Source organism: Pedobacter sp. AC212, assembly GCF_979258625.1.
In genome coordinates, this window is record NZ_OZ409870.1 from 3,889,463 (window position 1) to 3,904,507 (window position 15,045).

Sequence of the window (15,045 nt, forward strand, 5' to 3'; positions counted from 1 at the left end):
TACTTTTTTCTTAAATTTGCGCCTTTTACAAATAACAATATGATTAAGAGACAGCAAATTAAAGATTTATTAAAGTCGACAGCATTTGACACAGAAGTAACGGTTATGGGATGGGTTAGAACCTTCCGAAATAATCAATTCATTGCCTTAAATGATGGATCTTGCATGGGCAATATCCAGGTTGTAGTTGATTTTAATAATTTACCAGAAGAGCTGTTAAAAAGAATAACCACCGGTGCAGCTATCTCTGCAACTGGTAAATTGGTCGAGTCGTTAGGAAAGGGCCAATCGGTTGAAATCAAAGCAACAACGGTTGAGATTTTGGGAGATAGTGATCCTGAAAAATTTCCATTGCAACCAAAAAAACACAGCTTGGAGTTTTTACGTGAAATTGCCCACTTGCGTTTCCGTACCAACACTTTTAATGCCGTATTCAAAGTTCGTCATGCTTTGGCTTTTGCGATACACCAGTTTTACAACGAGCGTGGCTTTGTTTATATGCACACGCCGGTTATTACTGCCAGTGATGCAGAAGGTGCGGGAGAAATGTTTAAAGTAACCACTTTAGATTTCGACAACACTCCTCGTACTGATGAAGGGAAAGTCGATTTTTCACAGGATTTCTTCGCCCGTGCCACTAACTTAACCGTTTCTGGTCAGCTGGAAGGCGAGTTGGCGGCAATGGCGTTCGGACAGATTTACACCTTCGGTCCTACTTTTAGAGCAGAAAACTCAAATACTACCCGCCACCTGGCTGAGTTTTGGATGATTGAGCCTGAAGTGGCTTTCGCTGATTTGGAAGATAACATGCAACTTGCAGAAGACATGATGAAGTATGTAATTAAATATGCTTTGGATAACTGCAAAGAAGAGCTCGAATTTTTAAACACACGTTTAGCTGAAGAGGATAAACAAAAACCTCAGAATGAGCGCAGTGAATTTAGTTTGTTGGAAAAATTGGATTTCTGTTTAGCTAACGAATTCGAACGTTTAACTTATACAGAAGCGATTAGAATTTTAAAATCATCTAAACCAAACCAAAAGAAACAGTTCAAGTATTTAATTGATGAGTGGGGAGCTGATTTACAAAGTGAACACGAAAGATATTTGGTGGAGAAACATTTCAAAAAACCAGTGATCTTAACCGATTACCCAGCTGATATTAAATCTTTTTACATGCGTCAGAATGAACCAGATGCTGAAGGCAGAAAGACTGTAGCAGCTATGGATATTTTGTTCCCGGGCATTGGAGAAATGATTGGTGGTTCGCAACGGGAAGAACGTTTAGATCGTTTAACAAAACGTATGGAAGACATGAATATCCCACAGGATGAGTTGTGGTGGTATTTGGATACCCGTCGTTTTGGATCGGCACCACATGCAGGTTTCGGTTTGGGCTTCGAACGTTTGGTATTGTTCGTTACCGGGATGACAAACATCCGCGACGTGATCGCATTCCCTCGTTTCCCTAAAAACGCAGAGTTTTAATTGAAGCTTAAAGGATAAAAGCATAAATCCATTGATGTGAAAAATCCGTTTGAAATGTTCAAACGGATTTTTTTTTACTACTATCAATTATCAATGGAGCGCAGCGGAAGGGAGAAATCTTTGTACCTGGAAACTCTTATTTAAAAGATTTCTCCGCTTCGGTCGAAATGACGACGGATAGGATAAATTAACTTTTCTGGTCGTAGCATCTCGCTAAGACCTAACATTAAATACCGAACAATCATACTTTTGAGTCTTAGCGAGATGCAAATAATCAGAACAATAGCATCAATCCCATCTATGGCATCCGTCATTTCGAATGGAGCGCAGCGAAACTGAGAAATCTTTGTACCTAGCAAGTCCTATTTAAAAGATTTCTCCACTTCGGTCGAAATGACGACGGATAGAAAGACTTAACTTTTCTGGTCGTAGCGTCTCGCTAAGACCTAACTTTAAATCCCAAACTATCATACTTTTAAGTCTTAGCGAGAGGCTAAGACTGGAATGAGAAACAGTAGCATCACTGCCTTCCATCGCTTTCGTCATTTCGAATGCAGCGCAGAGGAACTGAGAAATCTTTGTACTTGGCAAGTCCTATTTAAAAGATTTCTCCGCTTCGGTCGAAATGACGACGGATAGCAAGCTAATTTATCTTCATCCATCAAAACGCTATTCGACAAAAACCATCAAAAACAAAAAAAGCCAAGTTTTAAAAACTTGGCTCCCTATTAAATTCAAATATATAGCTAAACTATATCCCTTCTTCACTCATGGTATCATTATAAGAATTAGCATGTTGATAATCAACAGCAGAAACTTTATAATCGGTTGGTGCAAAACTTTTTGATGTGCTCAGTGCCATACCCAATTCAAATCGTGTAGGATAAGGGGTTTGCAGCAAACTTCCGGCAGGAATATAGGGGAATGTCTCCAAATAAGACTGCATCACATTCTGGCTTACCCTCCTGTTAATATAGGCACGACTTAACTGAGAAGGTTCGCGAAGTCCTGCAGCGCCTAACAATTCGACCGCACTGGCTACGGTTAGGTTATGAAAGTTTTTCACCCTTACAGTTTTGTCTTCTACAACCAAACCTTTCATTAAACTTTGATCTTGCGTGGCCACACCAGTTGGGCAAGTATTGCTGTTACACTCCAAAGCCTGAATACAACCCAAAGCAAACATCATTCCGCGGGCAGCATTACACATATCTGCACCTAATGCGATGTTTTTAACCAAATCAAATCCGGAAGAAACCTTTCCTGAAGCAATAATTTTAATGTGCTTTTTAAGGTCAAAACCATTCAACACATCATAAACAAAAGCCACACCCTCTCTCAATGGCATACCTACCGAGTTAGAAAACTCTTGTGGCGCAGCACCTGTTCCACCTTCACCCCCATCCACGGTAATAAAATCTGGATAAATACCAGTTTCAATCATCGCTTTGCAAATGGAATAAAACTCGCTCTTGCGCCCAATACACAATTTAAATCCAACAGGCTTTCCACCAGAAAGATCTCTTAACGTTTTTACGAATTCTAAGAGCCCGATTGGGGTATTGAATGCGGAGTGAGCTGGCGGTGACAATATATCTTTACCCTGTGGAACCAAACGAATCCGTGCGACCTCTGGTGTAACCTTTTTTGCTGGCAACATCCCGCCATGGCCTGGCTTCGCACCTTGTGATAATTTAATCTCCACCATTTTTACCTGGTCAGTTACCGCTCTTTCGGCATAGGCTTCATAATTAAAAGTACCATCCTGATGGCGACAGCCAAAATATCCTGTTCCTATTTGCCAGATCAGATCGCCACCTGGCTGGCGATGGTAGTCGCTGATTCCGCCTTCACCTGTATTGTGTGCAAAGTTGCCCATTTTGGCACCACCATTCAATGCTAAAATCGCATTCTGGCTTAAAGAACCGAAACTCATTGCCGATATATTATAGATACTTGCTGAATATGGTTTCTTACAATCAGGTCCACCCACCAGCACACGTGGATCAGAATTAAGCTCGTGATGAGAAATTGCAGCAATACTATGGCTTAACCATTCGTAACCATTATCATAAACGTTAAGCTGCGTTCCAAATGGAATAGTATCGTTGTCTTTTTTAGCACGTTGATAAATCAAAGACCTGTTTAGCCTGTTATAAGGCGTGCCATTCGTATCACTTTCCACAAAGTATTGATAAACTTTTGGTCTTAATTCTTCCATGAAATACCTCAACCGCCCAAATACCGGGTAATTTCTTACAATACTATGTTTGGGTTGATATAAATCATAAACACCGAGGATTACAAAAGGACCGGTGAAAAGGAAAGTCCACCATAAAAACGGATGATAAAGGCCCAACATAATGGTAAGGGCAACTAAAAATGCTGCAATAGCAACGAAAGCTTTTCTCATGTCTTGTTCAAATTAGGTATAATATCTACACTGCAGAATAATAATAGCTGAATTTTCTACCTTGTAAACCAATCTATGTTCTAAATTTATTCTTCGAGACCACCAACTCGAGTAATGATGTTTTAATGGTTCAGGCTTTCCTGTGCCTTCAAATGGTGTACGTTCAATTTCTTTTAATAATGCATTGATTTTTTTCAGAATAGCTTTATCAACCTTTTGCCAATACAGATAATCCTCCCATGCAACATCAAGAAATAATTTATTCATCATCAAGCAATTCTTGTGGTTTGGCTAAGCCTTTTTCATAGTCTCTTAAACCCTGCTCTAATCGCAAAGCATTTTTTGGACTTCTTAATAAGTAAAAAGTTTCCTGCATGCTATCATAATCTGCTTTTGATAATACAACCACATCTTCGCCCTTTGCACGTGTTACAAACAAAGGAGTGTGATCAGAAAAAACTTTATCAAGGTAGGTTTTTAAACTTTGCCTAAATGAGGTATAGTTTGTGATTTCCATTTTTATTCTTTAATGCATCAAAATTAAAAATAATAAAATGGCTGTACAAATTTTTGTACATATTTAGAACTTTTATGATTAGACCATCTTGTAAACAACTAACGTCATTATTTGTTATTTTTACGCTATGCTTATTAAGATCTATCCAGAAAATCCAAATGAAAAGGCCATCGAACAAGTGGTTGAAGTGCTTAAAAAAGGTGGTTTGATTATCTATCCTACGGATACCATTTACGGTTTAGGTTGTGATATTACCAATCCTAAAGCGATCGAAAAAATCGCCAGGATAAGAGGTATCAAACCAGAGAAAGCTAATTTTTCTTTTATTTGCCATGACCTGAAACACATTTCTGATTACATTAAACCGATTGACAACACGACGTTTAGGGTATTGAAAAAAGCGTTACCTGGCCCCTTTACATTTATTTTCAATGCCAATAATAATGTACCCAAGTTATTAAGCTCTAACAAAAAAACCGTTGGTATTCGGGTGCCAGATAATAATATCGCTCGCTGCATTGTAAAGGAACTGGGCAACCCCATTTTATCAACCTCAATTAAAGATGATGACGACGTGGTTGAATATTCAACAGATCCTGAATTGATCCATGAGAAATATGAGAACTTAGTTGATTTGGTAATTGATGGAGGCTTTGGAGACAACGAAGCTTCAACAGTAATTGATTGTACCAACGGCGAATTTGAAGTTATTCGTGAAGGCAAAGGCAACATTGAAGATTTTCTATAAACAACATTTCGATCTGAGCGTAACGTATTAAGCAGACATAAATTATTCCATATAAAATCTATTTTTCCACATTCTAGCGAATTAACATTAAATTAAACTGACTATTAGGCTTTTGCATATACATTTGTTCTAAACAAAACAAACTATATGAAAAGACCTTTACTTCTCATTTTATTCCTTTTATTTTCCTTTCCAATTTTCGCTCAGGTAACTTTGACAACATCTCCGTATGTTGAAAATTTTAATGGAATTGGAGCTGGATTACCTAATGGTTTCAGCATTAGATTGAGCTCTAATGCAACGAGTTTGGGTACAGCAGTGGCATTAACTACTGCTCCGACTGCCTGGAATAACGCAACAGGCGCCTTTAAAAATTTTGCTTCAGCAACTGGCTTAACTCCAGCAAGTAGCACCACAGATCAAAATGCTGCAACAAACCGCAGCTTGGGAGTTAGGCAAACAGGTGCTATTGGCGACCCGGGAGCAGCATTTGTATTTCAGATTGCAAACACCACAGGGAAATCGGCACTCAAATTAAGTTTCGATTTACAATCTTTAGATAGTTCTTCGCCAAGAGCTGCAGCCTGGGTGATAGATTACGGTTTTGGAACAAGCCCAACAACCTTCACCCCTGCTACGAGTACCGGAACATTAATTACCGGCGGAAGTACATTTTCAAGCAATGCCATCACAGTAGATTTTGGTGCAGCTTTAGACAATAATGCCGGGCCAGTTTGGATCAGGATTATTACGCTTAATGCAACTACCGGATCTGGAAACAGACCTTCGTCCGCAATAGATAATTTTAACCTCACATTTACTTCAGGTGGTGCAGTGGTACCAACACTTGCCGCTAATCCAAATAATATTTCATTTGGCAATCAAAACGTAGGTTCAGTTTCTGCATCCCAATCTTACACCTTAAGCGGAGCCAATTTAACAGGAAACGTTGGTGTGAGTGCGACTGCTCCATTTTCCATCTCGAAAGACAATAGCAACTTCAGTAACTCGCTTAGCTATACCGCTGCAGAAGTTAGTGCATCTCCGTTAGTTTATGCAAGATACAGCCCTACAGTGGGCGGTAGTACAACTGGCAATATCGTAAATACAAGTACTGGCGCATCAACCGTTAATGTTGCGGTAACTGGAACTGGGCAAACATCAATTTTAACTGTTGATAAAACCTCATTGGACTTTGGCAACCAGAATGCAGGTACAAATTCTGCTCCGCAAACCTTTGTTTTAAGCGCTGCAGGCTTGACTGATGCAGTAAATCTGACTGCAACTGCACCTTTTACCTTATCAAAAGACAATGTAAGCTTTAGCGCTGGCATTAGTTATTCGGTATCAGAATTATCTACAAGTAAAACAGTTTATGCTCGTTTTAGTCCCACAGCAGCAGTGCTTTCAAATGAAAATATTTCGGTTTCAAGCACAGGTGCTGGCACGCAAACTATCTCGGTAACCGGAACGGGAACAACACCGCCGGCCGCCCCCACCCATGTTGTGATTTCGGAGGTATATGGTGGCGGAGGAAACGCAGGTGCAACTTATAAAAATGATTTTATCGAACTCTATAATCCAGGCAATGCGGCAGTAAGTTTGGCTGGCTGGAGCGTACAATATGGTGCTGCAACTGGAACATCATGGCAGGTTACGCCATTAACAGGCAGTATTCCAGCTAAAGGATTTTTCTTAATTCAACAGGCAGCTGGTGCTGGTGGAACAACTAATTTGCCAAGCCCCGATGTAACGGGAACCATTAATATGGCTGGAGCGGCGTTCAAAGTAATTTTGAGTAACGCGACTGCACCTTTAGCAGGCGCAAATCCTTCCGGCACAGCCGTTGTAGATAAAATTGGTGTCGGTCCTACTGCAACCGGATTCGAAGCCACTCCTACTGCCGTACTGACTAATACCACATCAGCAGAAAGGAAAGCGACCGCAACGTCTACTGCAGCTACTTTGGCACTTGGTGGCCCAGAAGAATTTGATGGAAACGGATTTGACTCAGACAATAACAGCACCGATTTTGTCATTACAGCACCAAATCCTCAAAACTCAAGTGTAAAAGAACCGACGGGCGCTAATCATGTGGTGATTTCTGAAATTTACGGTGGCGGAGGTAATTCGGGTGCCATTTACAAGAATGATTTTATCGAACTATATAATCCAACTTTATCAGCAGTAAATTTAACTGGCTGGTCTGTTCAATATGCAAGTTCAACAGGTACAAGCTGGCAGCTAACCACACTTGCGGGAAGCATTGCCCCGAAAAGTTTTTATCTCATTCAGCAAGGTGCTGGAAGTGGCGGCACGACGAATTTGCCCACACCTGACCGTATTGGTACCATTAACATGGCTGGTGCCGCCGGCAAAGTTTTATTAAGCAATGTATCCACGGCGCAAACCGGCGCAAGCCCTACCGGAACACAAATTGTTGATTTTGTAGGTTTTGGAACGGCTAATGCCTTTGAAGGTTCTGGTCCAACAACTGCTCCATCAAATACTGCATCCATTGAACGCAAGGCAACGGCAACTTCTGATGCGACAACATTGGGCATTGGAGGAACCGAAGAATTTGCTGGTAACGGTTTTGATAGTGATGATAATGCCTTTGATTTTGTGGCGAAAGTGGCGAATCCTCAAAATTCGACGGTAACCGAACCCGCTTCAACTTCTGGCCCTTACTTAATCACTACGCCGAAAACCCTGGCATTTAGTAATCAGGCAATTAATACAATTTCAGCATCAAAAAGCTATGTTTTATCTGCCGGAAATTTAACTGCCGCAACTACACTTACCACAAGCGCACCTTATGCGATCTCAAAAAACAACATCACTTTTACGAATACCTTATCTTACACTGCGGCTGAATTAACTGCCAACCAAACGGTTTATGTGAGGTTTAACCCAACGGTTGCCGGCAATACCACTGGGGCAATTTTGCACACCAGCTCGGGTGCTACCGCTGTTTCTTTGGCACTTTCAGGACCGGCGATTGATCCAAATCAAACCGTTTTTAATTTCGAAAATTGCACAACAGTTGGAAGTGCTGCATTATCTGACGGTTTTTACCAATATAGCGTTACGGGACCACAAACCTGGGGCTGTACAACTACTTTCGGTCACGATGCAAATGATGCTACCGGTACGGCAAGCGCTGGAAATGCCTTGCAAATAAATGGTTTTGCCAGTGGAAATATCCTGAATGAAGATTGGTTGATTTCTCCAGCACTTAATTTATCAACTATGAATTATGCGGTGCTTTCCTTCTGGACAAGATCGGCCTTCGCAGGAGATAAATTCCAGCTAAAAGTTTCTACCAATTACACTGGAAGTGGAAATCCTGCTTTGGCGACGTGGATTAATTTAGATGGCAAGTTCCCGGAAACAGGTTCTGATATCTGGACAAGATCAGGAAACATCGATCTTTCAGCCTACAAAGCTACTCCGGTATATGTGGCTTTTGTTTACAATTCTACCACTTCATCGGCAAGCCGCTGGACAGTTGATGATTTTGCAGTGGTTAGTTCAAATGCTCCTCCACCGGTAGATATCACCACTTCGACAACGAGTGTTAATTTTGGTTTCCAGGCTGCAGGCACAACCTCGACAGAGAAATCATTTACATTTTCTGCAGGTAACTTAACGGGAGATGTTACGGTTACTGCTCCGGCCAACTTTAGTATTGCAAACAGCAGTAATGGTACTTTCGGCTCAACATTAACCTATAATAGGGCCGCAATTAACAACACTTCGCCTACTGTTTACGCCAAATTTTCGCCTACAGCGTTTAACACCACTTATTCTGCCAATGTAAATATCACTACATCAGGTTCGGCTACGAAAATGGTTAACCTGGCTGGAAATACTTTCGATGTGGCAAATACTTTAGAAGTAGTGAACTGGAACATTGAATGGTTCGGTAGTCCGGCACAAGATCCGGCAAACGATACACAACAGGCAGCGAATGTGAAGACAATAGTCAATAATATCAATGCAGATGTTTATGGCTTCGCCGAAGTGGTGGATACCACTTTATTTAGAAATACCGTTTTGCCTGCCGGATATAACGTTGTTTTCAGCTCGTTCGGTTCTTATGCTGATAATAAACAAGATATTGATTATCCGTTGGCACAAAAGCTGGCTTTTATGTACCGTACCGATCTGTTAAAACCGATTAGAACCTTTGGTGTACTGGAAGACACCTACAATCCTTCTATCCCATCAACGAGTGTAGATGGAACACCTTACAAAAACTGGTCATCTGGTCGTTTTCCTTTCGCAATGGAAGCTGAGGTAACCATTAACGGCAAAAAGGAAACGGTTTATTTTATTGAAATCCATGCAAAGGCGAACACAGGAACTCCGGCCGAACAAATTGATTCTTACAACAGAAGAAAAGGTGGAAACCTGCAATTGAAAAACTGGATCGATGCTAATTTGGCTGGCAAAAAGGTAATCATTTTAGGCGATTTTAATGATGTACTTAATCCAGATAAAACCATCGCACCTATGCCAGCTGGAACAGGAACTTCGTATTCTGATTTTACCCTGGATGCCGCCAATTATTTTCCTATTACCTTGCCTTTGAGTTTAGCCGGCAAACAATCTACCGCAGGTTTCAATACAGTGATAGATAATGTAATCCTCACAAAAAGCCTGAATTTAAATTATATACAAGGAACGGCAGAAGTTTTGGATGCCGTTAAAAATTTAGTAACCAATTATAGTTCAACCACAACGGATCATTATCCAATCAAATCAAGGTATCTTTTCGGGAACGGCGCTCCTACCCTGAGCCCAATTGCCAACCAATCATCTTGTTTCACCACAACGAACAAAACAATTGAAGTAGGCGGAATATCTGCTGGTCCGGAAACTACACAAACTACCACGCTAAGCATCGCTTCTGATAACCCAAGTTTATTCGATGTGTTAACAATTGCGGCCAGTGGAGTGGATAAAGGAACCATCACTTATCGTTTTAAAAATAATGTAAATGGTTCGGCGAATATTATAGTGACCGTAACAGATAATGGAGGAACCGACTATGACGGCATCAATACAGTAAGCAGAACGTTTAAGTTGACTGAGCTTCCTGCAGCTACAGCTACCATTTCCGGCAATACTGCAGTTTGTTTAAATGGCACTTCACCAGCAATTACATTTACGGGTGCAAATGGTACAGCACCTTACACCTTTACTTATAATCTAAACGGTGGCGCAAGCAGAACGGTGAGCACTACCGGAACAAATGCTTCTGTTACGGTATCGGTTCCAGTGAATACAGCCGGAAGCTTTGCCTATAATTTATTAAATGTTACTGATGTAAACTGTGGTCAGGCGCAAACGGGAACAGCTACCGTAGTGGTAAATCCGCTACCAGTAGTTGCTATCACAGCGAATAAAGCGCTTTCTATTTCTAAAGGTGATGCTTTAATTCTTAGTGCAAATGGTGGAAACCAATACAGCTGGACAGGTGCCGATATCATCAGCGGTCAGGCGAGTTCATCCGTAACGGTACGCCCTAGGCAAACAGGAATCTACAGAGTAACCGCTACCAATTCAAGCGGTTGTGTGAGTGATCAAACCATCACTATCACGGTTGTAGATGATTATAAACTGGAAGCCAGCACAGTAGTTACCCCTAATGGCGATGGATATAATGATAAGTTTATCGTGAAAAACATCGATTATTATCCAAATAACACGGTTAAGATTTTTGACAAAGCGGGTCGCATTTTATACACTAAACAAGCCTATGCCAATGATTGGGATGGAACAGTAAACGGAAGTCCGCTGGAGGAAGGAACTTATTACTACATTATTGATTTAGGTTCTGGAATCGGCACTTTTAAAGGTTACATCAATATTATTAGAGACTAATTACAGACATGAAAGCAATTACAAAAAACATAAAGCAAATGCGTCTCGTAACGTTTCTATTTGCAACTGGTTTATTTATTTTCAGCACAGCGAAGGCTCAGATTTTACCTTTAAATGCTCAGTATTTTCAAAACCGCTACCTGGTAAATCCATCAATGGCAGGTATTAACGAAGGTTTTAATATTAACGGGAGTTTCCGCAAACAGTGGTCGAACATTCCTGGCGCACCCCTCACGCAGAGCGTAACTTTAGATCAGCAAGTTGGTAAAGTAGGTTGGGGTGTTAACGTTTATAACGAAAAATCTGGCGGTTTACAACGCACAAAGGCCGTTGGAACTTTTGCCTATCACTTGCCACTAAGCGACAACGAACAGCAACTGAATTTTGGTGTTTCCTTTGGAGTAAGCAGAGATCGATTAGATTTAAGCAGTATCAGAAATAGCGATATTAACGATCCATCAATTGCCCGTTTCAACGATCGTGGCTCTTACCTCGATGGAGATTTCGGCGTTTCCTATACCTCCAAAGGATTAACAGTAGAAGGTGCCGTTCCAAATATGCGCTCTGTTTTTAGAAAGGATGATTTAAACTATGCCAATAAACCTACTTTCTATTCAGCTATAGGATATAAATTCAGCCTTGGTGAAGGAATGAACGGCATCAGTCTGGAGCCAAAAGGGGTTTTCAGAGGAATTAAAAACTATAAGAATTTGTGGGATGCGGGTGTAAATGCCAACTTCGCAAACGATAAACTGTATGTAATGGCCATGTATCATAACACACAAAATGCAACGGTCGGCTTCGGCGTAAACTACAAATCGTCTCTATATTTTATGGCCTATTACAACACAGCAACTTCAGCGATTAGCGGCTACACCGATGGCGATTTTGAGGTGAACATTCGGGTAAATATCGGAAAGAAAAAATAAGTAGAATAGTATAAACAAAAATTTTAGCCACAGATTCGCAGATTTAAATCTAAGAATTTGTGGCTTTTTTAGTTTATTCTTTGCCAGTGAAAGGTAGAAGGAACCAGGAACTTTTCGCTAAAAGGAACCCTTACAAAGCAGACTCCTCTACTCCTCGCTATTGCCATCCTGCTTTGCGGCATAGGAAATGATGGAAAGAGAAGCAGGTGAAACTTTTGCCCAAACGTTCAAAATCCGAATGACTAAAACAGAGGTCAGTTCTATTCTTCATCGAACCTAATCCGCTGTTGCAATTAAAGTTTCGCATGGCTTATCCGACATCAGTTCCAAGCCTTGATTTTTTTGTTAATTTTTGATCAAGCAAAAAAATAAAACCTTCTGTTTCAAACCGAAGCAAGATTTAGTACGAGCAAGCTTCAATCCCCTTGTCAACCCTTTATTTTTAGAATAACTTTTTTCAATTAAGCTTACCAATGGAGACACAGTGAACACAGGATTACAATACCCTGAAAAACTGATTGTTACAAAATTTTATTATATTTATTTCCTATTAACTATCCAGTTATGAAAAAAATAATTCTTCTAAGTTCAGTGGCAATAGCATGTGGAGTCTTGTTTGCAAACATCTTTAATTCGATGGTTATTGCGGCTGCCACCGACGGTGATATTCCAAATTCTGTTCTGGCTGCGAAAGCATTTTTTAAGACTGTAAATCCTGGAAATTTTTTCAAAATATTTTCACCTGCAAGTCAGTTGCTGACTTTACTATCACTCCTCATCTATTGGAAAAATTCAAAAAATATGAGATTACTTCTTGGAATCGCTTTGATTTTCTATGTTTCAGGAGATATTTTTGCTTTTACTTATTTCCACCCGAGAACCGATATAATGATGTCGCAGCCAACTCCAGACACTGAAACACTTAAAAGATTATCCTCTGAATGGAGCAGCATGAACTGGGTGAGATCAACTGTACTTCTTATAGGCGTTATATTCTCTTTTGCAGCGGTCGATAAGTTTTACTCTTTGAAAAATAAGTTTCCTAATCCTTAAATCATATCTTTTTACGATTTCGTTAAGATTGAATAACATTTCAAATAAAGATTGTTCAGGCTTTAATTGTATCTCTATTTACATAATTGCTATTTTTTCAAATAAATCGAAAACTACTCACGCAATAATTAGCTTTGCTATTACAGCACCACTATGGCAAAGAATAGAAATACAATACCCCTTGAAAATATAACTTTTAAAGAACGCCTTTCATCGTTAAAAAATCTACCAAGTTTGTTTAAGCTGGTTTGGCAAAGCAGTCCGAGTAAGACAATCATTAGTTTCATCCTTCGGATATTTCGTTCGGCCATGCCAGTTGCCCTGCTTTATGTTGGCAAACTCATTATAGATGAAGTGGTAGCGTTAAGTACCAGCGCCGCAAACGGCGATATGCAATTGCTTTGGGAACTGGTAGGATTACAATTTTTACTGGCGATTTTGAACGATGCACTGGGCAGAATGATTAATCTAACGGATAGCTTGCTTGGCGACCAGTTTTCGAATTATACTTCCATTAAAATAATGGAGCATGCAGCTACGCTCGATCTGGATCAATTTGAAGATTCGGTATTTTACGATAAGCTTGAACGGGCAAGGCAGCAAACAGTGGGGAGAAGTGTGATGCTTTCTCAAGTGATGAGCCAGATACAGGATTTAATCTCAATGGCTTTTCTTTTAACCGGTTTAATTGCTTTTAACCCCTGGTTAATTCTTCTTTTAGTGCTTGCAATTATCCCTTCCTTTCTTGGTGAATCTTATTTTAATAGCAAGAATTATGCATTGTCTCGCAGTCAGACACCAGAGCGCAGGGAACTCGATTATGTACGTTACCTGGGTGCAAGCGATGAAACGGCAAAGGAAGTAAAGATTTTTGGCCTCGCTGATTTCATTATCGACAGATTCAAAACTTTGTCTGATAAATTTTATCAGGACAACAGCAAGTTAGCGGTGCGCAGATCTATTTGGGGCACATTTTTCTCCATCTTAGGCACTATTGGTTATTATGCGGCCTATGGATTTATTGTTTACGAAACTGTTACCGGAAAATCGACGGTGGGTAACCTTACTTTCCTGGCAGGTTCATTTCGCCAACTGAGCAGCTTGATGGAAACGATGCTTTCCAGATTTACAATGGTTTCTCAAGGCGCCATTTATTTACAGGATTTCATTGATTTTTTTGAGATCAAGCCGAAAATTACCAAACCAGAAGCGGCGCTGCCTTTTCCAAACCCCATAAAATCAGGTTTTGTATTTGAAAATGTAGGGTTCCAATACCACAATAGCGATAGATGGGCGAACAGAAATTTAAGCTTTGAGCTCAAACCCGACGAAAAATTGGCCCTGGTTGGAGAGAATGGTGCAGGAAAAACGACCTTGGTTAAACTCCTGGCCAGACTGTACGATCCTAGCGAAGGTCGTATTTTATTGGATGGAAAGGATTTGAAGGCTTATGATTTAGACGACTTAAGGCATAACCTCGGCATCATTTTCCAGGATTACATCCGCTATCAAATGACTTTTTATCAAAACATTGCGGTCGGCAATATTAAGGAAATTGAAAATGAACAGTTGGTCAAAAATGCTGCGCAACTTAGTTTGGCAGATGAGCTTGCAAAGAAGCTGCCGGGAGCTTATCAGCAATGGCTAGGCAGGAAATTTAACGATGGAGTTGAACTCTCGGGCGGCGAATGGCAAAAGGTTGCGCTTGCCCGGGCATACATGAAAGATGCGCAAGTATTAATTTTAGATGAGCCGACCTCTGCATTGGATGCACGTGCAGAATATGAAGTCTTCCAACGTTTTGCACAACTTACTACAGGAAAATCAGCGGTTTTAATTTCACATCGTTTCTCTACTGCAAGGTTAGCTGACCGGATTTTAGTGTTAGAGAAGGGAACGTTGCTCGAGTCGGGAACGCACGAGCAACTCTTGAAAGCGGGAGGCAAGTATGCGGAACTGTTTAATTTACAGGCCTCAGGTTATAAATAAATCCAAAGAGTTTGCC

General features: G+C 40.5%; 9 protein-coding genes. 6 read left to right on the forward strand and 3 right to left on the reverse strand.

The window, feature by feature from the left end; genetic code table 11:
* Positions 1–39: 39 nt before the first annotated feature.
* Positions 40–1,488: an asparagine--tRNA ligase gene (asnS, locus tag ACZZZC_RS16505; RefSeq protein ID WP_463487698.1), complete on the forward strand. Its 1,449-nt coding sequence runs from the start codon at positions 40–42 to the stop codon at positions 1,486–1,488.
* A 751-nt stretch (positions 1,489–2,239) separates the two neighbouring features.
* Here the strand turns inward: asnS and ACZZZC_RS16510 are convergent.
* Genes ACZZZC_RS16510 through ACZZZC_RS16520 form a run of 3 tightly spaced genes read right to left on the reverse strand, consistent with a single transcriptional unit; the run spans position 2,240 to position 4,418 of the window.
* Positions 2,240–3,901 (reverse strand): FMN-binding glutamate synthase family protein, encoded by a 1,662-nt coding sequence (locus tag ACZZZC_RS16510; RefSeq protein ID WP_463487699.1) that lies wholly within the window; start codon positions 3,899–3,901, stop codon positions 2,240–2,242.
* Between the two features lie 12 nt (positions 3,902–3,913).
* Complete coding sequence (locus ACZZZC_RS16515; protein ID WP_463487700.1) at positions 3,914–4,171, reverse strand: Txe/YoeB family addiction module toxin; 258 nt, start codon at positions 4,169–4,171, stop codon at positions 3,914–3,916.
* On the reverse strand, positions 4,161–4,418 hold the full coding sequence (locus tag ACZZZC_RS16520) for a type II toxin-antitoxin system Phd/YefM family antitoxin (protein ID WP_463487701.1): 258 nt from the start codon (positions 4,416–4,418) through the stop codon (positions 4,161–4,163). The genes ACZZZC_RS16515 and ACZZZC_RS16520 overlap by 11 nt, the downstream gene beginning before the upstream one ends.
* 127 nt (positions 4,419–4,545) lie before the next feature.
* Here ACZZZC_RS16520 and ACZZZC_RS16525 point away from each other — a divergent pair, with 127 nt between their 5' ends.
* The 5 genes from ACZZZC_RS16525 to ACZZZC_RS16545 all read left to right on the forward strand — a co-directional run bounded on the left by ACZZZC_RS16525 (position 4,546) and on the right by ACZZZC_RS16545 (position 15,029).
* Positions 4,546–5,166 carry an L-threonylcarbamoyladenylate synthase gene (locus ACZZZC_RS16525; protein ID WP_265799104.1) on the forward strand — a complete coding sequence of 207 codons (621 nt, stop codon included), beginning with the start codon at positions 4,546–4,548 and terminating at the stop codon, positions 5,164–5,166.
* Between the two features lie 147 nt (positions 5,167–5,313).
* Positions 5,314–11,058, forward strand: a complete 5,745-nt coding sequence (locus ACZZZC_RS16530) for a lamin tail domain-containing protein (protein WP_463487702.1) — start codon at positions 5,314–5,316, stop codon at positions 11,056–11,058.
* An 8-nt stretch (positions 11,059–11,066) separates the two neighbouring features.
* Positions 11,067–11,987, forward strand: coding sequence for a PorP/SprF family type IX secretion system membrane protein (locus ACZZZC_RS16535; RefSeq protein WP_463487703.1), 921 nt, complete (start codon positions 11,067–11,069; stop codon positions 11,985–11,987).
* Positions 11,988–12,551: 564 nt separating this feature from the next.
* Positions 12,552–13,040, forward strand: coding sequence for an anthrone oxygenase family protein (locus ACZZZC_RS16540; protein ID WP_463487704.1), 489 nt, complete (start codon positions 12,552–12,554; stop codon positions 13,038–13,040).
* 153 nt (positions 13,041–13,193) lie between these two features.
* Positions 13,194–15,029 (forward strand): ABC transporter ATP-binding protein, encoded by a 1,836-nt coding sequence (locus ACZZZC_RS16545; protein WP_463487705.1) that lies wholly within the window; start codon positions 13,194–13,196, stop codon positions 15,027–15,029.
* Positions 15,030–15,045 lie beyond the last annotated feature (16 nt).

What these genes read in the sequence shown, in the direction of transcription:
- asnS (WP_463487698.1), top strand. Translation starts at nt 40, where the DNA reads ATGATTAAGAGACAGCAAATTAAAGATTTATTAAAGTCGACAGCATTT.
- ACZZZC_RS16510 (WP_463487699.1), bottom strand. Translation starts at nt 3,901, where the DNA reads ATGAGAAAAGCTTTCGTTGCTATTGCAGCATTTTTAGTTGCCCTTACC.
- ACZZZC_RS16515 (WP_463487700.1), bottom strand. Translation starts at nt 4,171, where the DNA reads ATGATGAATAAATTATTTCTTGATGTTGCATGGGAGGATTATCTGTAT.
- ACZZZC_RS16520 (WP_463487701.1), bottom strand. Translation starts at nt 4,418, where the DNA reads ATGGAAATCACAAACTATACCTCATTTAGGCAAAGTTTAAAAACCTAC.
- ACZZZC_RS16525 (WP_265799104.1), top strand. Translation starts at nt 4,546, where the DNA reads ATGCTTATTAAGATCTATCCAGAAAATCCAAATGAAAAGGCCATCGAA.
- ACZZZC_RS16530 (WP_463487702.1), top strand. Translation starts at nt 5,314, where the DNA reads ATGAAAAGACCTTTACTTCTCATTTTATTCCTTTTATTTTCCTTTCCA.
- ACZZZC_RS16535 (WP_463487703.1), top strand. Translation starts at nt 11,067, where the DNA reads ATGAAAGCAATTACAAAAAACATAAAGCAAATGCGTCTCGTAACGTTT.
- ACZZZC_RS16540 (WP_463487704.1), top strand. Translation starts at nt 12,552, where the DNA reads ATGAAAAAAATAATTCTTCTAAGTTCAGTGGCAATAGCATGTGGAGTC.
- ACZZZC_RS16545 (WP_463487705.1), top strand. Translation starts at nt 13,194, where the DNA reads ATGGCAAAGAATAGAAATACAATACCCCTTGAAAATATAACTTTTAAA.